Below are 17849 nucleotides of genomic sequence, written 5' to 3'. Positions count from 1 at the left end.
TCAGGCGAGCTGCATCCCCTGTGCGACGAGGCGTCCGCGCAGGAATTCGGCGCGATCCATCGCCGGCTTGCCCGCGCGCTGGAGCCGCAGCGGACGAATCGCGCCGCTGCCGCAGGCAATGGCGAGATCGTTGTCGAGCGCCTGTCCGGGGCTGGCCTTGGTTTCGTTCTCGAGTTCGACGATCTCGGCCCTCAGCAGCTTCACCCGCTCGCCTTCGAGCTCGAACCAGGCACCGGGGAAGGGCGCCAGCGCGCGAATGTTCCGTTCGATCGTCTCCGCGTCCTCGTTCCAGTCGATCCGCGCCTCGGACTTGTCGATCTTGGGGGCATAGGTCGCCTCGGCATCGTTCTGCTTCACCGGGCGGTGGTTCGCCAGTTCGCGCAAGGTGCCGACCATCAGCTGTGCGCCCAGCTCGGCCAGTTCCTCGGTCAGCTCGCCCGTCGTCTGGCGTTCGATCGGCTTGCGCAAGGTCGCCAGCATCGGCCCGGTGTCGAGCCCCGCCTCCATCTGCATGATCGTCACCCCGGTGGTGGGATCGCCCGTCATGATTGCGCGGTGGATCGGCGCCGCGCCGCGCCAGCGTGGCAGGATCGAGGCGTGGACGTTGAGGCAGCCATGGGTGGGCGCGTCGAGGATGGCCTGCGGCAGAATCAGCCCGTAGGCGGCGACCACCGCGATATCGGCCTCGAGCGCGGCAAAACGCGCCTGCTCCTCGGGCGATTTGAGCGAGGCGGGGCTGCGCACCTCGAGCCCGAGCACTTCCGCTTCGTTCTGCACCGCCGAGGGCTGAAGCTGCTTGCCGCGGCCCGCCGGGCGGGGCGGCTGGGTGTAGACCGCAACCACCTCATGCGCGGCCTTATGGATTGCGCGCAGCGTCGGTACGGCGAAGTCGGGCGTTCCCATGAAGATGATGCGCATGATGGTCTTTCCGCGGGGGCTGATCTTCGAGCACGGGTCGAAGGAGGAGTTTCGGTTTTCAATTCTGTGCTTGCGCCCCTATCTGTCGCCCCATGGCATCGCAAGAGATCGAAACCCTCGCTTCGGCGCTGTCCCGGCTGCCCGGCCTTGGCCCGCGCAGCGCGCGCCGGGTGGTGCTGTGGCTGGTCAAACGCCGCGAGAGCGCGCTGCCCGCACTGATCGAGGCGCTGGCGCAGGTCGGCGAGACGCTGGTCGAATGCGAGATCTGCGGCAATGTCGACACCAGCAACCCCTGCGGCATCTGCGCCGACCCGCGCCGCGATCCCAAGGCGATCTGCGTGGTCGAGGATGTCGCGGACCTGTGGGCGCTCGACCGCGCTAAGCTGTTCACCGGGACCTATCACGTGCTCGGCGGGCGGCTGTCCGCGCTCGACGGGGTGCGACCCGAGGATCTCGATGTTGCGGGCCTGCTGGCGCGGGTCGAGCGGGGCGGGGTGGACGAGGTGGTGCTGGCGATGAACGCCACGCTCGAGGGCCAGACCACCGCGCATTATCTCGCCGAACGGCTGGAGAGCTTCTCGATCCGCATTACCCAGCTGGCGCATGGCCTGCCGGTGGGCGGCGAGCTCGACTATCTCGACGAAGGAACGCTGGCACAGGCGCTGCGTGCGCGGCGGCCGGTGGGTTAACCGGCTGGCGATACTTGCGAAGACGGCCATCGCATCCTAAATCGCCTCCTATGGCTATCCGTGAAATCCTCGAAGTGCCCGATCCCCGGCTCAAACTCGTGTCCGAACCCGTCACCGAATTCGACGAGGGGCTCAAAGAGCTCGTCGCCGACATGTTCGAGACGATGTATGATGCGCCCGGGATCGGGCTGGCCGCGATCCAGGTCGGGGTGCCCAAGCGCCTGCTGGTGATCGATCTCCAGCCCGACGACGAGGATGCCGAGCCCGAGGCCTGCAACCACGGCGGCCACCAGCACACCCATCAGCCCACCCGCATGGAACCCCGGATCTTCGTGAACCCGGAAATCCTCGACCCGGCCGACGAGCTCGAGAGCTACCAGGAAGGTTGCCTCTCGGTTCCGGAAATCTACGCCGATGTCGATCGCCCGATGCATTGCCGCGTGCGCTATCAGGACCTCGAGGGCCAGTGGCACGAGGAAAGCCTCGACGGGCTGATGGCGACCTGCCTTCAGCACGAGATGGATCATCTCGAGGGGATCCTGTTCATCGACCACCTCAGCCGGCTCAAGCGCAACATGGCGCTCAAGAAACTGCGCAAGCTGCGCGAGGCCGCTTGAGCGACAAGCCCGTAAGCCTGCAGCGAGCAGCTATTTCAGGGCTGCTGTTTGCGGTGGTTATGTGCACTTGGCGATATTTCGACGACGGCGACAGCTTCGATCAGCTCGCGATCCGCTTTGCCATCTATTTCAGCGCCTTTACGCTGGGGTTCTGGCTTCTGTACAATCTCGTGACGAAGCGCAGGGCCGATAGCTAGATCGACCCTGCGGCGCCCGGTTCATTTGGCGTCGATCATCGCATCGAGCGCCTTGCGTACATCGTCGCGCACTTCTTCGCACATCGTTGCACAGCGCTTGCAATGTGCATCCTCGTGCATCGAGCATTCTGCATGGCAGCCTTCGACTGCCACCAGTACCGCCTCGCCCATCGCCTTGATCGCCGCGACATTGCCCCCGGTGCGACGGCTGGCCATGCGGTAGAACGCGGTGCAGGCATCCGAAGCGTCGAGGCAGCGACGAATGCATTGCGCACGCTCCCCCGCGTTTGGTTCGGCAAGACAGGCATCGGCACAGCTGTTCATGATCGCTGCACCATACATCGTGTGCTTGACCGCCTCGCCCAGTTGCTCGTTGTAGTCGCCACCGACCTGCGGGTGGTCCTTGATCATTTCCTTGATCGACATGAGAAATTCTCCTTTCGCTCAATGGAGCGGGTGGAGCTGGGGATTGTTCCGAAGCGCGCTTGGCCTGCGCCACCGTTCCATCTATGTTCCGAGCGTGGAAATGCTCGCAATTGTCGTCGCGCTTGCAGCGCTGATCATCGGCGCCGGTCTCGGCTGGTTTTTCGGTTCGCGCCCTGCCGCCGAGTGGAAGACCCGTCACGGCGAACGCGACGCCGAGGCGCGCGAGCTGGACGAGAAATTCCGCAAGGCGATCGTCGAACTGGAGAACGCCACGGTCAGGGCGGCGCGCGCGGACGAGCTGACCGTCGAGCTGCGCGAAACGCGCTCGGGGCACGAGACTGCGATGGAGGAGGTACGCCGCACCAATTCCGCGCTTGCCTCGGAGCTGGCGACGCTCAAGGAAAAGACCGCCAATTTCGACGAGCAGAAGCGCCTGCTGGTCGAGGCGCGCGAGGAAATGCTCAAGGAATTCCAGAACACCGGTTCGGCGGTGCTGTCCAAGGCGCAGGAGTCCTTTCTCGAACGGGCGACCGAACGCTTCGGGCATTCGGAGCGAACTTCCGAAGCCAAGATCCGCGAATTGCTGCAACCGGTGGGCGACCGGCTGAAAAAGTATGAAGACCAGGTCGCTGCTCTGGAAGAAAAGCGGACGAATGCGTTTTCCTCTCTCGCCACGCAGATCGAGCAGATGCGGCTTGGGCAGGAAGAGGTCCGGCGCGAGGCGCAACGGCTGGGCAATTCGCTCACCAACGCCCCCAAGGCGCGCGGCCGCTGGGGCGAGCGGGCCTTGCAGAACGTGCTCGAGCAATGCGGGCTGTCCGAACACACCGATTTCACGCTCGAACACTCGGTCGACACCGACGAGGGTCGGCTGCGGCCCGATGCGATCATCCATGTGCCCGGCCAGAAGAAGCTGGTGATCGACGCCAAGGTCTCGCTCAACGCCTATCAGGCGGCATTCGAGGCGGACAGCGACGAGGAGCGGATCCGCCACCTCGATTTGCACGCCAAATCGATGCGCAACCATGTCCAGACGCTGGGCACCAAGAGCTATCAAAGCCAGTTCGACGAGGCGCCCGACTATGTCGTGATGTTCGTCCCCGGCGAGCATTTCGTTGCCGCGGCGCTCGAACACGATCCCGAATTGTGGGACTACGCTTTCCGTAACAAGGTGCTGCTGGCGACCCCGACCAATCTGGTCGCGATCGCGCGCACCGTGGCGCAGGTCTGGCGGCAGGACACGATCGCGCGCGAAGCGGTGGAGATCGGCAAGGCGGGCGCGGAACTCTACGACCGGCTCGCGGTGGCTGCCGAGCATATGAAGCGCGTCGGCGGCGGTCTCGAAACCGCAGTCAACAATTACAACAAGTTCGTCGGCAGTTTCGAGCGCAATGTCCTGTCGGCGGGTCGGCGGCTGTCGGACAAGGGTATCGAGATCGGCAAGCGCGAGATCGAGGAAGTCCCGATCGTCGAGGCGACACCGCGCTACAACAATGAGGACGCGGCGCAGATCGAGAGCGGTCAGTCGGACGAAGACTAGTCGCGGTCAGCCTACGACTTGCGCGAACCGATCTGCCGCAGCTTCTGAGTCGCGATGTCGAGCACCTGAAGCTTGGCGAAATATTTCTCCACCACCCCGGCATCCTCGCTCAGGGCATCTCCGAGGCCTTCAAGCAGGTCCGCAATGCTTAGGAGTTCGTAGGATTCGGAATTGCGCGCGGGTGCCGGACCAGGAGAAGGGGCATGGTATTCGCCCTGTTTGAGCGCTTTTACGACCGTATCCACCTGCTGCTGGCTGCTCTGGCCCGACGGCAGCCACAGCGCGACATCGGTGGGGCGGTCGAAGCGCAGCCCCATTGCCTTGCCATTACGCCAGCCAACCACGCCCGTTACGGATAGCGAGCCGCGCCGCAGGCGCACGCGGGCGCCGACATCGGGCAGTTCGGCCGCCTCCACCTTGGCGCCGCAGGGCGAGATATTGCGCAGGCGGACAGGGCCCGTCATTGCGTCGGTTGCAATCGTCGCCGCGACGAACAGGTTGGTTCGCGGCTCTGCGCGGCCTTCGGTGTGATTTTTTTCCATCGTGCGACCTCGGACCTAATAGAAATTAAGTTGCTCTGCCAAGCAAGCCGTGTGCTCCCGAGCGATTTTCCTCAGCGAGTGTACAACAAGCGCAACGCTTTCACTTGTCGAGATACGCCAATATTTCATAGCCCAGCACCGCTGCAGCCACTGCAGCATTGAGGCTGTCGGCGCGGCCACGCATCGGCATGGTGACCCTGAGGTCGCAGGCCAGTTCGTAATCCTCGGGCAGGCCACGCGATTCATTCCCGACCATAATGAAGCACGGTGCGGTATAGGGCGCACCGCGATAGCGCTGTGCATCACGCAGGCTGGCAGCCACCAACTGGCCCTGGCCACCGCGGAGCCAGGGAAGGAATTCGTCCCACTTTGCCTGGGCGATCGCTTGCGTGAACACCGCCCCCATGCTGGCGCGGACCGCCTCGACGCTGAAGGGATCGGCGCAATCATCGATCAGGATCAGCCCGCCCGCGCCGATCGCATCGCCGGTGCGCAACATGGTGCCCAGATTGCCCGGGTCTCGTAGCGCCTGTGCAACCAGCCAGATCGGCGCTTGTGTGCGATCGATCGCGGCCAGCGCGGTGTCGAATTCGGTGAACACGCCCGCCACCGACTGCGGGTTATCCTTGCCGGTGATCTTCGACAGGATATCGGGTGTCGTCTCGATGATCTCGCCCCCGGCGGCGGCAACTTCGGCCTCCAGCGCGGCGAGCAGCGGGTGCGGGTCGCGAGCGTCGGACAGCACCAGAATTTCGGGTACATGGCCGCAGTCACGCGCATCGGTCAGGAGCCGCAGTCCCTCGGCGAGGAAGCGGCGCTCGCGCTTGCGATGCTTCTTGTCGCGCAGCGCGCGCAGCGCCTTGACGGTGGGATTGGAAAAACCGGTGATCCGGCGACGTTCGATCATGGCAGCAGCGCGGCGGTCAAGTCTCGCCGAACCCGTCCTCGATCATCGCGGAGAGCTGCGCCATCACAATCTCGGCGTTCTCGCCGGAAACGGTCAGCACGATGGTATCGCCCTTGGCTGCGCCGAGCATCATCAGCCCGAGGATCGATCCACCCGCGGCGGCGGTTCCGTCCTTGGCCACGGTGACCTTGGTGGCTTCCGACAGTTCGCTCACGGCGCTGACGAATTTGGCGCTGGCCCGAGCATGCAGGCCGCGCTGGTTCACCACCGTCAATTCGCGGGTCAGTTCGCTCAAGAGGCCTGCTTTCGCGGCGCGGCCTCGTCATGGCCGAGGAACTTGCTGGCCACGGTGATGTAATTGCGCCCGGCTTCCTGCGCTGCCTCGACCGCCTGGGTCACATCCATCGCTTTGCGCGCTCCGGCCAGTCGGATCAGCATCGGCAGGTTGATCCCAGCGATAACCTCGACCCGCCCGGCGTCGAGCAGCGAAATGGCGAGGTTTGAAGGGGTGCCACCGAACAGATCGGTCAGAATGATTGCGCCCTTGCCGGTATCGACTTCGGTGATCGCATCGGCGATTTCCTGCCGGCGGCGCTCCATGTCGTCGTTGGGACCGATGCAGATCGTTGCGATGCAATCCTGTTTACCAACGACGTGCTCCATCGCATCGATGAAGTGCTCGGCAAGCTTGCCGTGGGTGACGAGGATCAAGCCGATCATGCGTGGGGGTCCCGTGTCGTCCGGTGTCGTAAGACGGAAGCTGTGCGCCCTTGACCCTGTCTCATTGCTGAGTCAACCGGCGAGGGCGGCCTGTCCCTCGGTGGCATCCGTGGCGCGGGCGGTGAGATTGCGATGCAGCACGGTGGGGCTGCGACCTGCGCCCAGCAAGGCGGCCGCGAGCTTTTCAGCGGTATAGACCGAGCGATGACGGCCCCCGGTGCAACCGAAAGCGATCGTCAGATAGGCTCGGCCCTGCGCTTCGTAATGCGGCAGGAGTTCGAGCACCAGATCGCGGATGCGCGCGAAGCTGGCGGCGAAGGCGGGGTCCTGCTCGATATGCGCGCCCACCCCCGGGTCGAGCCCGGTCTGCGGGCGCAGGGCATCGACCCAGTGCGGATTGTCGAGGAAGCGCATGTCGAACACCAGATCGGCGAGCGGCGGCATGCCGCGCGCGAAACCGAAGCTGTTTACCGAAATCGTCAACTCCTGCGGCGCGTCGTCGGCGAAGCGATCGCGGATCGCTTGCTGGAGATCGTTGCTGGTGAAGCTGGTGGTATCGACGACCATCTCGGCCCAGCGGCGCACGGGATCGAGCAGTTCGCGCTCGGCGCGGATACCTTCGCCGATGGGGCGCCCGCGCGCCATCGGGTGGCGACGGCGGGTTTCGTTGTAGCGCCGCTCGACCTCGCCGCTGGCGCAATCGAGATAGAGCGTATGCACCTCGAGATCGACGCGTGCGGCGAGTTCCTTGATGCGGCTGACGAGTTCGCCGGGAATGAAGCCGCGGGTGCGCGAATCGATCCCGATCGCCAGCGGCATCACCTGGCATTCGTCCTTCGAGAGCAGGTCGGGCAGCAGCCGGATGGGGAAATTGTCGATCGCCTCCCAGCCGAGGTCCTCCAACACCTGCAGGGCGGTGGATTTGCCCGCCCCCGAGATACCGGTCACGACAAGTATCTTCTGCAGGTGAGTCGTTTGGACTGTCTGCGATGCTGGCTGCGATTCTGTGGTCATGCAGCCAGTCTGTCAGTCCTGCAGGGAATGTAAATGAACCTGTCGCGGTTTCGCCACAGTTCAAACGAGCCCGAAGCGCGCCAGAGCGTGTTCGGCGCGAATGGCGGATGCAGGATAACTCGCCACGAAAGCCAGCCGCGGGATGGAGCATCCGAGCCATTCCACGGTGCCGCATTCGGGGAGCCGCGGGACGATTTCTGTGAGTGACAGGACCAGCGCGACCGGCGCTTCGTCGCAAGGCATGTCGACGATCCCGACGCCGCGGATCTCGAGCTTGCCTGCAGTATGCGGGGGTGGGGCGGCCCAGAGGCGCTCGCCGCGACGGTCGAGAGTGACGCCATCGTCCCCCACCAGCACCGCGCCGCGATCGATCATTTCGAGCGCCAGCGTGGATTTACCGCTCCCCGGAGGCCCTTCGATCAGCAGTCCACGCCCGTTGATCGCGATGCAGGTGAGATTGGCCACTGCCAATGCCACGCACTCAGCCCTTGATTGCCGGCAGGCTCAGGACGAAGCAGGCTCCGCCCCCCCCATCCTTGCGCGGCGGGGCGGTCAGGGTGCCGTCATGCGCCTCGGCCACGGCGCGGGCGATAGCCAGGCCGAGCCCGGAGTGATTGCCGAACTCCTCGGCATCGGGGCGCAGCGAGTGGAAGCGATCGAATATCTGCTCGCGCCGCTCTTCCGGAATCCCCGGGCCTTCGTCGCTCACCGCGAGCAGAACCCTTCCGTCGCCTCGCTCGAGATCGATCGCGATAGCGCCGTCGGGCGGGGAGAAGGAAACCGCATTGTCCAACAGGTTTTCGATCACCCGCTCGAGCCGCGCAGGCTCGCCCATCACACGATACGAGCCCGTGGGGGCGTCGAAGCGGATCATCCTGCCTTCGTTCTCATGGCGGTCCTCGCGCGAACCGATGATGTTCGCGACAAGCTGGGCCAGATCGAGTTCTTCGAAGGTGGTCCGCGATAGTTCGGCATCGATGCGACTGGCGTCTGAAATGTCGCTCACCAGCCGGTCGATCCGGCGCACGTCGTGGCTGGCGATTTCGTTGAGTTGGCGGCGCAGGTCGGGGTCCTCGACTTTGGCTAGCGACTCGACCGCACTACGCAGGCTGGCAAGCGGGTTCTTGATCTCGTGCGCGACATCGGCAGCAAAACTCTCGACCGCATCGATTCGCTGACGCAGCGCGCCGGTCATGTCCGAAACGGCGCGCGCCAGCATGCCGACCTCATCGCGACGTTGCGGCAGGCGCGGAACCTCGACCTGGCGGTCGCGGCCCTGTCGCACGCGCACCGCTGCCTGGACCAGTTCCCGCAAGGGGCGCACGATCGTCTGCGCGAGAAACAGCGACAGCAATGTCGAGACCAGCAGCGCAACCAGCACCACGAGCGCCACGGTCGAGCGCGCCTCGCGCACTCGCTGGTTGATATCGACCGGATTGCGAGTGATCAGCAGCGTATTGCCATCGAGCCCCACCGGCGCCCCCGCGGTGATGACATGGCTGCCATCGGGGGCGTCTCGCAGCACGATCTGGGTCAGGCTCTCGCTGCGCGCACGGGCCAGCTCGGGCCAGGCGTCGGCGTGCGTGGAAGTTGGCTCGACATAGTCGGGCAGCGGAGGGGCGCCAACGATCCGGTCGAACCAGCGATCAAGCGTGAGCGCGAATTCCTCGTTCCCGTCGGTGGGCTTTTCGGCCAGCGTGTAGGAAGGCGGACCGAGTGCGAAACTGTCGGATTCGAGCATGCCCTCGGGACCATAGACGCGAATGCGCAGGCGTTGCTCCTTGCCGATCTGGATCAGCAGCGCATCCTGCCTCGCATCGCTGGCGCCCGCCAGCGCTTCGGCGGTGATTTGCGCCTCCACCAGCGCCAGCTTGAAACGTTCGTCGAGCAATTGTTCGCGATAGGAATCGAGATAGATGAACCCGCCGCCCAGCAGCACCAGCGGCAACACGTTGACGAACAGAATCCGGCTCGTCAGCGAGAGCCGTCCTTGCCAGCGCATCTGCTCGATCCGCGGATCGCCCGGGGACCGCTTGCTCCGATCAGTCATGCCGTTCAGTTCTCGGCGAAGCTGTAGCCGGCGCCGTAGAGTGTATCGATCGCCGAGAACCCGTCGTCCACCACCCGGAATTTGCGCCGCATACGCTTGATATGGCTGTCCACCGTACGATCGTCGACGAAGACATCGTCGGGATAGGCGGCATCCATCAACTGGTTGCGGCTCTTGATCACGCCCGGGCGTTGCGCCAGCGCCTCGAGGATCAGGAATTCGGTAACCGTCAGCGAGACCGCTCGGCCGCCCCAAGTAACCTGGTGGCGCGCCGGGTCCATCACCAGCCGTCCGCGCTCGATCTTCTCGGTGGGCCGTTCGCTCTCAGCTGGCGCGGTGGCACCCTCGGGGAGAACCGCATCGCTGCGGCGGAGGATCGCGCGAATGCGTGCCAGCAACAGGCGAAGGCTGAAGGGCTTGGCGATATAGTCGTCAGCGCCAAGTTCGAGCCCCGCTTCCTCGTCCTGCTCGTGATCCTTGCTGGTTAGAAAAATTACCGGCAGCGCGGAATGTTCGCGCAGTCTGCGCAGCAATTCCATTCCGTCCATCTTGGGCATCTTGATGTCGAATACGGCGAGATGCGGCGGGTTTTCGAGGAGCGCTTTGAGCGCTGCTTCGCCATCGGAATACACCCTGGTGGCATAGCCTTCGGACTGCAGCGCAATCGACACTGTAGTCAGAATATTGCGATCGTCGTCGACCAGCGCGATGACGGTTCGGCCGTCGACCGGGGCCGCAGTTTCCGGTGTGGCGGAATGCTCCGCGTTTCCAAGATCGGGTTGAGGCATACCATTGTCCATGTCGGGTTCTGCCTATCCGCTTTGCTACGCCAATTCAACGCGCTGGAATCGCGGTTCGATGCGCCGCCTCATGGTGAATACATCCTTCAAATTGACGCGGCGGCATGGCTTGCCTAATAGTTCGAGAAGGCTCCGTGCATTCGCATGTAACCGCGCCGCCTCATACAGCCCGTTCAGTTCGGAGACTTCAGTGCCTTCATCGCTTACCCATTCGCTCGCCGATCAGGGCTTCGCCACCGATGCGACGATCCACGCCAACCTCTCCTCCGAGGAGCTGACGAAAGCGGCGCTGGCGAACGGGGAAGGGCGCCGCGCCAAGCATGGCCCGCTGGTGGTCGAGACCGGCGCGCACACCGGGCGCAGCGCCAAGGACAAGTTTATCGTCCGCGACGGTGAGACCGAAGACACTGTTTGGTGGGACAACAACGCCTCGATGACCTCCGCGCAATTCGCGGCGCTGAAGGAGGATTTCCTCGCCGAGTTGAAGGGCAAGGACACGCTCTATGTCGCCGACCTGTTCGGCGGTTCGCAGCCCGAGTATCGCGTCAACGTCCGCGTCATCAACGAGCTGGCGTGGCACAACCAGTTCATCCGTACGCTGCTGGTGCGTCCGACGACGCAAGAACTCGACGGCTTCCTCCCCGAATACACCATCATCGACCTGCCGGGCTTCCGCGCCGATCCCGAGCGCCACGGCTGCCGCAGCGAGACCGTGATTGCGGTCAACCTGTCCGAAAAGCTGATCCTGATCGGCGGCACCAAATACGCCGGCGAGATGAAGAAGAGCGTGTTCGGTATTCTCAACTACCTGCTCCCGCCCAAGGGCGTGATGCCGATGCACTGCTCGGCCAACATCGGCGCCGACGGCAAGACCGCGGTGTTCTTCGGCCTGTCGGGCACCGGCAAGACCACGCTCAGCGCCGATGCCAGCCGCACGCTGATCGGCGATGACGAGCATGGCTGGTCGGACACGGCGGTCTTCAATTTCGAGGGCGGCTGCTACGCCAAGATGATCCGGCTCGATCCCGATGCCGAGCCCGAGATCTTCGCTACCACGCGCATGGAAGGCACGGTGCTCGAGAACGTGGTGATGAACGAGGATGGCGAGATCGATCTCGACGACAACAGCCTCGCCGAGAACACCCGCGGTGCCTATCCGCTGTCTTCGATCCCCAACACCAGCGCCGAGAACCTCGGCCCGCCGCCCTCCAACGTGATCATGCTGACCGCCGATGCCTTCGGCGTGCTGCCCCCGATCGCGCGGCTGACCCCCGACCAGGCGATGTACCACTTCCTGTCGGGCTACACCGCCAAGGTCGCCGGGACCGAAATCGGCGTCACCGAACCCCAGGCGACCTTCTCGACCTGTTTCGGCGCGCCCTTCATGCCCCGCCACCCCAGCGTTTACGGCAATCTGCTCAAGAAGCGGATCGCCGAGGGCGCGGCGCAGTGCTGGCTGGTCAACACCGGCTGGACCGGGGGCAAATACGGCACGGGCAAGCGGATGCCGATCAAGGCCACTCGCGCACTGCTCAACGCCGCGCTCGACGGTTCGCTCAACGAGGTCGAATTCCGCAAGGACCCGAATTTCGGCTTCGAGGTTCCGGTCTCGGTCCCCGCACTGGACCAGGCCGGGCTCGACGCGTCGATCCTCGATCCCCGCACGACCTGGGACGACAAGGACGAATACGACCGCACCGCGCAAAAGCTGGTGCAATTGTTCGTCAGCAATTTCGAACCCTTTGCCGAACACGTCGACCAGGGCGTCCGCGATTCGGCGCCCGTCGCCGCCTAGGTTTACTGCCAGTTACCAGACCAGCCAGTTACCAGACCGGATTGCCGGTTGGAGAGGAGACCCCCGCCCGGGCAACCGGAGCGGGGGTTTTCTTTGGGGTGCGGTCCAACCTGATTGGCGACGACTGCAGTTGGGGGAACCGAAGGCTCGCCAAGCCAGCGTCATTGCGCGTCTTTCAGCCGGCCTGTTTCGATGCACCGGCAATGTACCGGCCAACGTTCCGGCCCAGGACATCGAGCGGCGCATTGCCGCCCAAGACCACCGCGTCGTTGAACGCTTTGAAATCATAGGCGTCGCCCAGTTCCGCCTCGGCGCGGGCGCGCTGGCGGACGATTTCGCTGTGGCCGACCTTGTACCCGCAGGCCTGGCCCGGCCAGCTGCAATAACGATCGACCTCGGAGGCGACTTCCTCGTATTTGCTGCCGTTGCGCTCGACGAAGAAATTGCGCGCCTGTTCGCGGGTCCAGCGCTTGTGATGGAGCCCGGTGTCGACCACCATCCGGCAGGCACGGAAGGCCATCGCCTGGAGATAGCCAAGCCGCCCGACCTTGAACTCGTCATAGGCGCCGAGCTCGTCGGCGATCTGCTCGCCATAGAGCGCCCAGCCTTCGGAGAAGGCGTTGAAGGCGAGGATCGAACGGATCAGCGGCAGACGGTTGGAATATTCGCCTTCCCAGACATGGCCCGGGATGGTCTCGTGATAGGTCAGGTCGGCGAGATCGTATTTGCGGTGAAGATCGGTGGTTCGCAGGTTGATCCACATCCGGCCCGGGATCGTCCCGTCCTTGCTGCCCGCACCGCCATAGGCGGCCGGCGCGCCGGGTTCCTCGGACAGGGGCAGGCGGCGGACCTCGAGCGTGGGATCGACCAGCGTGTTGAAGGCGCGCGGCATTTGCGCGGTGATCCAGTCGATCCGCTCCTCGATAAAGCTCATGATCTCGGCGCGACCCGGATCGCCCTGGGCAAACTGATAGCGCGGGTCGCGGCTCAGCGCCTGCATCCGCTCGCCGACGGTGCCGCTGGTGTAGCCGATCTCGCGCAGGATCGGGTCCATCCGCGCGTGGAGCATGGCGAGTTCTTCCAGCCCGGCCTCGTGGACCTCGTCGGGGCTCTGGGTGGTGGTGGTGCTGGCGCGCAAGGCCCAGGCGTAGCATTCGTCGCCGCGCGGCTGGCTCCACATCCCGGCATCATTGTCCGCCATGCCGCGCTGGAGGCCGAGTTCGGCGAGCTGGCGGGTCAGCGCCTCGGCGATCGGTCCAGTGACCAGCGGTTGCGCGCGCGCGGCAAACGCGCTCGGCATGCCCTTGGCGGCGAGGTTCTGGCGCAATTGCGCGACGAACAGCTCGCCCGATTGCGCGCTGGCGATCGTACTCTGCATCTGCTCGAGCGCCTTGTCGATCAGGAAGGCGGGCGGGACCACGCCCATGCCGCGCGCTGCCTGAATCCGTTCCAGCTCGCCATCGAGCACCCCGGGCAAGGCTTCCAGCCGTTCCATATAGGCATCGGCATCGCTGCCGTCCTCGAGCGGGTGGGTGCTGTCGAGGAAGCGCGGCATGTCGAGATAGGTGCCGACATTCTGGATCACCACGTAGGGGGCGTTGCGCCAGCTGCCGACGGCGACATCGCCATAGGGCAGGGCAAAACCGTCGAGCGCGGTGGAATAGGCGCTTTCGACCACTTCGAGGCTGGTCACTATGTCGGAATCAAGCCCGTCTCGCGGGACGGCACGAACCCGGTCGAGATCGCGGCGCAACGTTGCCGCGTAGAGATCCTGCCCGGTCTGCGAGGCGTCCTTCAGCCGGGCCCGCATTTCGGAATAGCGCCCGGTGTCGACCCCGAGCGAGGTGGCGCGCTCGGGCTCGTGCTCGAGCAAATTGTAGGCCACCACCTCGAGCAGACGTTCGGCGCCGATTGTCTGCGCCTGCCCGATGGCGGCGGGGCGCCCGGTCGCGGCGCAGCCGCCAAGCGTAAGTGCGGTGGTCGCGCCAAGCCCGGCTAGGGCCTGGCGACGGGTGAGGGCAAAGCTGGTCTGGGTCATGCCGGGCGGTGTGAGCGCCCGGCATTATCCTGTCAAATGTCCTGCCAAATCAATCGATATAGTGGGCCGGAACGTCGCCACCGCTCTCGGCGAGGGCCCGCATCGTTTTGCGGTGCAGCCACAGATTGTCTTCCGAACTCCCGGTGTAGTCCTTCAGTCCGAGTTCGGCCGCGAGCGCCTTGCGGCTCTCGAGATCGGAATCGACGTTGATGAGCTTGAGCAGATCGACGATCGAGGTGCGCCAGTTGAGGCGGTCGGAACCGGGCATCGAATCGAGATTGTTCTCGACATCGATCCGGTCGCCCGCAGCGCGGCCCGGGTTTGGTTCTTCGATACTGCCAGCACCAGGAGTCGTCACGGCGGGCGGTGGCATGGGGCTCGCCGGAGCTTGGGTCGCGCGGGTTTTCGAAGGTTCGGGATCGGTCCCGAAGATTGCATCCTTGATCGAACTGAAGATACCCATGGAAATCGCGCTCCGATTGTGGCGCATCGCAATGATACGCCTGCTCTTGCCCAACGGCAGCCGGAGCGTGGCGTTCCTTGCGAAACGGGCTTTCGCCAAGCGGGCGGGACTGCCAAGAGAGCACCATGCTCGACATTGCGCTGTCCATCACCGTCCTCGCCGCCATCGCCTTGATCGGAGGCGCCTGGCTGGCGTGGAAGCGCGGCCACCGCAAACAGGCGGCGCTGATGCTGGTGCTGGTCGCGGTCGCGCTGGTCAATGTTGCGATCTGGACCGTGCCCGACGGGGGCGGGATGGCCCCGCTCGACCGGATCGAGCGGGGCGCGACCGAGTGATCGCGTCTTTGCGATCGCGTCTCTGTGATTGAGGCGGGACTCAGTCGGGCAATTCCCATCTGACGGCATTGGCAAAGCTGCTTGCCACCGCGTCCCCCCTGGAATTGCGCGCCGGTTCGAAGCGCGCGCGCTGTTCGAGCAGGCGGCAGGTCGCCGTATCGAGCGCCGCATGGCCGGTGGAACCGGTGATCGCGCAATCGGTGACGCGGCCGTCGGCGGCGATCTCGAGCCGGAAGCGGGCGGTTCCGGTCAGCTCGCGTGCAATCCAGCTCGAACGATAGTCGTTGGTGGTGATCCAGCGCCCGGGATCGGTCCGCGGACGCGCGGCCAGTGGCGCGACGCCGCTCGCGCTCGGGGCAGCGCTCGGCTGCGGTGCCGGACTTGCGGTCGGGTCCGGACCCGGTTGCCGGATCATCGGATAGCGCGGGAGGACGAGCTCGGTGGTCTGGAACGGTGGCGTCGGCGCAGCGAATGAGATCGGGGCCCGGGGTGCGACGATCGTATCGCGTGGATTGCTGGCCTGTGCGCTGGGTTCGGGTTTCGGCTCGGCTCGCGGGTCGGGTAGCGGTTCGGGCGGGGGTGGCTTGGGCAGTTCGATCTGGGCTCCGCTGAGCGGCTTGGGCGGCGGCTTCAGTACCCCGGTGAACGACAGGCCGGTGATCAGTGCGGTGCCGATCGCGGCGTGGACCGCTACGACTGCGATCATGCTGGCGGGAGACGGGCGGCGGGTCTGGTCGGCATAGGCCATTAGACAGTCCTCTCTCTGGTTGCGACCGCCAGTGCGACGAGAGAAGCCGGACGGCCTGCGCAGAGAGAATGTTACAACATCACGAGTCCTGCAAGACATTTCGCGTTGCCCGATGCAACGCGTTTACCCTCGCGCCGGCTAACGGCGCAGGAGAATTTCGATGGCTTGCGGATCTTCGGGACTATCGCAGGCCCGAGGCTGCCGTCACTTGATCGGGCAGGAAGGATCGAGCCGGAAGTCGAGGTAATTGTCGACCGAGGCCATCAACTCGTCCTGCTCGTTCTCGAAGAAGTGGTTGGCGCGGGGGATTTCCTCGTGATGCACGGTGATGTGCTTCTGGGTGCGCAGCTTCTCGACCAGCTTGGTCACGGCGTTGGGCTGGACCACCGTGTCCTGCGCGCCGTGGATGAAGATCCCGCTGGCCGGGCAGGGGGCGAGGAACGAGAAATCATACATGCTCGCCGGGGCGCCGATCGAGATCCAGCCGCGCACTTCGGGGCGGCGCATCAGCAATTGCATTCCGATCAGCGAGCCGAAGCTGACGCCCGCGACCCAGGTCGTCTGCGCCTCGGGATGGATCGACTGGACCCAGTCGAGCGCCGAGGCGGCATCGGACAATTCGCCCACGCCATTGTCGAAACTGCCCTGGCTACGGCCGACGCCGCGGAAGTTGAACCGCAATACCGCAAACCCGCGATCGACGAAATTCTTGTAGAGCTTCTGGGTGATCTGCTCGTTCATCGTCCCGCCGCCCTGGGGGTGCGGATGGAGGATCATCGCGACCGGCGCGCGCGGGCGCGGCGCAGGCGAAAAACGGCCTTCGAGACGGCCCTCGGGGCCGGGGAAGATGACGGTCGGCATGGTTGGAGTACCTAGCGAGATGGTTGGCCCGTGCTGCCGGTGGTGGCGCGCGGGAAGTCGCGGGCTATATAGGCTTTCCATCGCAATTCGCAATTGTTTAGAGCCTGTCCCATCGCCGAACGCATCTATCTCGATCACGCCGCCACCACCCCGATCCGGCCGCAAGCGCTCGCCGCGCTGGAGGAGGGCTGGGGGCTGTGGGCCAATCCGAGCAGTCCGCACGCCGAGGGGCGCAAGGCTAAGGCCGCGCTGGAGGATGCGCGCGCGCGGATCGCTGCGGCGCTTGGATGGGAGGGCGAAATCATCTTCACCTCGGGGGCGAGCGAGGCCGCGCAACTGGCGCTGGGCAGCGCGCAGGCCGGCGCGCGACTGGTCGCCGCCACCGAGCACGACGCCATCCTCGGCGCGGCGCCCGATGCCGAGCGGCTGCCGATGCGCTCCGATGGCGCGCTCGATCTGGAGGTGCTGCAGGAAGCGATCCGCCGCGAGCGCCCGCTGGTGGCGGTTCAGCAGATCAATTCCGAGACCGGCCAGCGACAGGATCTCGTCACCATCGCCGCGATCGTGCGCCAGGCGGGTGGCGTGCTGCTTGCCGATTGCGCGCAAGGCGCGGGCAAGTTCGCGCTGCCCGATTGCGACATGGCGATCATCTCGGCGCATAAGTTCGGTGGTCCGGTGGGTATCGGCGCTCTGCTGGTGAAGGATTACGCGCTGCTCAAGCCCAGCGGCGGGCACGAGCGGGGCTATCGCCGGGGCACCGAGAACCTCCCCGCAGCGCTCGCCATGGCGGCGTCGCTCGAAGCCTGCGACACCCCCTATTGCGACCCCGCGGTGCTCAAAGCGTTCGAGGCGCTGGCCGAGGACTGCCGCACCATGGGCGGCACCTGGCTGGCCGATCGGCTGGCAGATCCGACGCCCTTTATCCAAGCCATCGCCATGCCCGGGATGAGCGGCAGCGCGCAGTTGATGCGCTTCGACATGGCGGGCATCGCCGTATCGCAGGGCAGCGCCTGTTCGAGCGGCAGCCTGAAGCGCAGCCATGTGCTCGAGGCGATGCAGCTCGAACCCGATATCGCCGATCGCACCATCCGGGTCAGTGTCGGCTGGTCGACGACCAGCGCAGAAGTCGGACGCTTCTGCGACGTCTGGCGCGAGCTGGCACAGCGGGACTGACCGCAATCTCAAAACA

Annotated in this window: 21 protein-coding genes; 7 read left to right on the top strand and 14 right to left on the bottom strand. The window is 65.1% G+C overall.

Annotated features, from left to right (window positions below):
- The gene (gene fmt / locus A9995_RS01750) at window positions 1-918 is read right to left on the bottom strand and encodes a methionyl-tRNA formyltransferase (protein ID WP_067608283.1); all 918 of its coding nucleotides are present in this window, start codon (window positions 916-918) and stop codon (window positions 1-3) included.
- A 92-nt stretch (window positions 919-1010) separates the two neighbouring features.
- Here fmt and recR point away from each other — a divergent pair, with 92 nt between their 5' ends.
- Genes recR through A9995_RS16460 form a run of 3 tightly spaced genes read left to right on the top strand, consistent with a single transcriptional unit; the run spans window position 1011 to window position 2421 of the window.
- On the top strand, window positions 1011-1607 hold the full coding sequence (recR, locus tag A9995_RS01745; RefSeq protein ID WP_067608280.1) for a recombination mediator RecR: 597 nt from the start codon (window positions 1011-1013) through the stop codon (window positions 1605-1607).
- 50 nt (window positions 1608-1657) lie between these two features.
- Window positions 1658-2224, top strand: coding sequence for a peptide deformylase (locus A9995_RS01740; protein WP_067608277.1), 567 nt, complete (start codon window positions 1658-1660; stop codon window positions 2222-2224).
- On the top strand, window positions 2221-2421 hold the full coding sequence (locus A9995_RS16460) for a hypothetical protein (RefSeq protein ID WP_145916763.1): 201 nt from the start codon (window positions 2221-2223) through the stop codon (window positions 2419-2421). Before A9995_RS01740 ends, A9995_RS16460 begins: the two co-directional genes overlap by 4 nt.
- Before the next feature lie 21 nt (window positions 2422-2442).
- Here the strand turns inward: A9995_RS16460 and A9995_RS01735 are convergent, their stop codons facing one another.
- Window positions 2443-2847, bottom strand: a complete 405-nt coding sequence (locus tag A9995_RS01735) for a four-helix bundle copper-binding protein (RefSeq protein ID WP_067608274.1) — start codon at window positions 2845-2847, stop codon at window positions 2443-2445.
- 100 nt (window positions 2848-2947) lie between these two features.
- Here A9995_RS01735 and A9995_RS01730 point away from each other — a divergent pair, with 100 nt between their 5' ends.
- Complete coding sequence (locus tag A9995_RS01730) at window positions 2948-4387, top strand: DNA recombination protein RmuC (RefSeq protein ID WP_067609445.1); 1440 nt, start codon at window positions 2948-2950, stop codon at window positions 4385-4387.
- Between the two features lie 11 nt (window positions 4388-4398).
- On the opposite strand, the gene A9995_RS01725 is transcribed toward A9995_RS01730, so the two are convergent.
- The 8 genes from A9995_RS01725 to A9995_RS01690 form a co-directional block, all read right to left on the bottom strand.
- A complete protein-coding gene (locus A9995_RS01725) occupies window positions 4399-4929 on the bottom strand; it encodes a PilZ domain-containing protein (RefSeq protein ID WP_067608271.1) in 531 nt (176 codons plus the stop codon).
- Window positions 4930-5029: 100 nt separating this feature from the next.
- Entirely contained in the window at window positions 5030-5836 is an 807-nt protein-coding gene (locus A9995_RS01720; protein ID WP_067608268.1) for an RNA methyltransferase, read from the bottom strand.
- A 16-nt stretch (window positions 5837-5852) separates the two neighbouring features.
- Window positions 5853-6131, bottom strand: coding sequence for an HPr family phosphocarrier protein (locus A9995_RS01715; protein WP_067608265.1), 279 nt, complete (start codon window positions 6129-6131; stop codon window positions 5853-5855).
- Entirely contained in the window at window positions 6128-6556 is a 429-nt protein-coding gene (locus A9995_RS01710; RefSeq protein WP_067608263.1) for a PTS sugar transporter subunit IIA, read from the bottom strand. The genes A9995_RS01715 and A9995_RS01710 overlap by 4 nt, the downstream gene beginning before the upstream one ends.
- 72 nt (window positions 6557-6628) lie before the next feature.
- A complete protein-coding gene (gene rapZ, locus A9995_RS01705; protein WP_067608260.1) occupies window positions 6629-7570 on the bottom strand; it encodes an RNase adapter RapZ in 942 nt (313 codons plus the stop codon).
- A 60-nt stretch (window positions 7571-7630) separates the two neighbouring features.
- A complete protein-coding gene (locus A9995_RS01700; protein WP_233998041.1) occupies window positions 7631-8047 on the bottom strand; it encodes an HPr kinase/phosphorylase in 417 nt (138 codons plus the stop codon).
- A gap of 4 nt (window positions 8048-8051) precedes the next feature.
- Complete coding sequence (locus A9995_RS01695; protein ID WP_067608254.1) at window positions 8052-9620, bottom strand: ATP-binding protein; 1569 nt, start codon at window positions 9618-9620, stop codon at window positions 8052-8054.
- Window positions 9621-9625: 5 nt separating this feature from the next.
- The gene (locus A9995_RS01690) at window positions 9626-10408 is read right to left on the bottom strand and encodes a response regulator transcription factor (protein ID WP_082992450.1); all 783 of its coding nucleotides are present in this window, start codon (window positions 10406-10408) and stop codon (window positions 9626-9628) included.
- Between the two features lie 202 nt (window positions 10409-10610).
- On the opposite strand from A9995_RS01690, the gene A9995_RS01685 reads away from it, so the two are divergent.
- A complete protein-coding gene (locus A9995_RS01685) occupies window positions 10611-12215 on the top strand; it encodes a phosphoenolpyruvate carboxykinase (protein ID WP_067608251.1) in 1605 nt (534 codons plus the stop codon).
- A gap of 175 nt (window positions 12216-12390) precedes the next feature.
- Here the strand turns inward: A9995_RS01685 and A9995_RS01680 are convergent, their stop codons facing one another.
- Window positions 12391-14253 carry a DUF885 family protein gene (locus A9995_RS01680; protein WP_067608248.1) on the bottom strand — a complete coding sequence of 621 codons (1863 nt, stop codon included), beginning with the start codon at window positions 14251-14253 and terminating at the stop codon, window positions 12391-12393.
- A gap of 49 nt (window positions 14254-14302) precedes the next feature.
- Window positions 14303-14716, bottom strand: coding sequence for a DUF3597 domain-containing protein (locus A9995_RS01675; RefSeq protein ID WP_067609441.1), 414 nt, complete (start codon window positions 14714-14716; stop codon window positions 14303-14305).
- A 125-nt stretch (window positions 14717-14841) separates the two neighbouring features.
- Between A9995_RS01675 and A9995_RS01670 the strand changes: the two genes are divergently transcribed.
- Entirely contained in the window at window positions 14842-15051 is a 210-nt protein-coding gene (locus A9995_RS01670) for a hypothetical protein (protein WP_067608245.1), read from the top strand.
- Between the two features lie 40 nt (window positions 15052-15091).
- Here A9995_RS01670 and A9995_RS01665 read toward each other — a convergent pair whose 3' ends face one another.
- Both A9995_RS01665 and A9995_RS01660 read right to left on the bottom strand, forming a co-directional pair.
- Window positions 15092-15799, bottom strand: a complete 708-nt coding sequence (locus tag A9995_RS01665) for a TonB family protein (protein ID WP_067608242.1) — start codon at window positions 15797-15799, stop codon at window positions 15092-15094.
- Between the two features lie 204 nt (window positions 15800-16003).
- The gene (locus A9995_RS01660; protein WP_067608239.1) at window positions 16004-16660 is read right to left on the bottom strand and encodes an alpha/beta hydrolase; all 657 of its coding nucleotides are present in this window, start codon (window positions 16658-16660) and stop codon (window positions 16004-16006) included.
- A 93-nt stretch (window positions 16661-16753) separates the two neighbouring features.
- On the opposite strand from A9995_RS01660, the gene A9995_RS01655 reads away from it, so the two are divergent.
- Window positions 16754-17833, top strand: a complete 1080-nt coding sequence (locus A9995_RS01655) for a cysteine desulfurase family protein (RefSeq protein ID WP_233998040.1) — start codon at window positions 16754-16756, stop codon at window positions 17831-17833.
- Window positions 17834-17849 lie beyond the last annotated feature (16 nt).

Source organism: Erythrobacter sp. QSSC1-22B, assembly GCF_001678665.1.
Lineage (GTDB): Bacteria > Pseudomonadota > Alphaproteobacteria > Sphingomonadales > Sphingomonadaceae > Qipengyuania.
The sequence above is the reverse complement of the archived record's forward strand: the minus strand, read 5'-3'. Positions and strand labels throughout refer to the sequence as shown.

Excerpts from the sequence above, each read along its gene's own strand:
- A9995_RS01665 (WP_067608242.1), bottom strand. The coding sequence starts at position 15,799 with ATGGCCTATGCCGACCAGACCCGCCGCCCGTCTCCCGCCAGCATGATC.
- A9995_RS01710 (WP_067608263.1), bottom strand. The coding sequence starts at position 6,556 with ATGATCGGCTTGATCCTCGTCACCCACGGCAAGCTTGCCGAGCACTTC.
- A9995_RS01735 (WP_067608274.1), bottom strand. The coding sequence starts at position 2,847 with ATGTCGATCAAGGAAATGATCAAGGACCACCCGCAGGTCGGTGGCGAC.
- A9995_RS01725 (WP_067608271.1), bottom strand. The coding sequence starts at position 4,929 with ATGGAAAAAAATCACACCGAAGGCCGCGCAGAGCCGCGAACCAACCTG.
- A9995_RS01670 (WP_067608245.1), top strand. The coding sequence starts at position 14,842 with ATGCTCGACATTGCGCTGTCCATCACCGTCCTCGCCGCCATCGCCTTG.
- A9995_RS01660 (WP_067608239.1), bottom strand. The coding sequence starts at position 16,660 with ATGCCGACCGTCATCTTCCCCGGCCCCGAGGGCCGTCTCGAAGGCCGT.
- A9995_RS01680 (WP_067608248.1), bottom strand. The coding sequence starts at position 14,253 with ATGACCCAGACCAGCTTTGCCCTCACCCGTCGCCAGGCCCTAGCCGGG.
- recR (WP_067608280.1), top strand. The coding sequence starts at position 1,011 with ATGGCATCGCAAGAGATCGAAACCCTCGCTTCGGCGCTGTCCCGGCTG.
- rapZ (WP_067608260.1), bottom strand. The coding sequence starts at position 7,570 with ATGACCACAGAATCGCAGCCAGCATCGCAGACAGTCCAAACGACTCAC.
- A9995_RS01690 (WP_082992450.1), bottom strand. The coding sequence starts at position 10,408 with ATGCCTCAACCCGATCTTGGAAACGCGGAGCATTCCGCCACACCGGAA.
- A9995_RS01720 (WP_067608268.1), bottom strand. The coding sequence starts at position 5,836 with ATGATCGAACGTCGCCGGATCACCGGTTTTTCCAATCCCACCGTCAAG.
- A9995_RS01675 (WP_067609441.1), bottom strand. The coding sequence starts at position 14,716 with ATGGGTATCTTCAGTTCGATCAAGGATGCAATCTTCGGGACCGATCCC.
- fmt (WP_067608283.1), bottom strand. The coding sequence starts at position 918 with ATGCGCATCATCTTCATGGGAACGCCCGACTTCGCCGTACCGACGCTG.
- A9995_RS01740 (WP_067608277.1), top strand. The coding sequence starts at position 1,658 with ATGGCTATCCGTGAAATCCTCGAAGTGCCCGATCCCCGGCTCAAACTC.
- A9995_RS01730 (WP_067609445.1), top strand. The coding sequence starts at position 2,948 with ATGCTCGCAATTGTCGTCGCGCTTGCAGCGCTGATCATCGGCGCCGGT.
- A9995_RS01695 (WP_067608254.1), bottom strand. The coding sequence starts at position 9,620 with ATGACTGATCGGAGCAAGCGGTCCCCGGGCGATCCGCGGATCGAGCAG.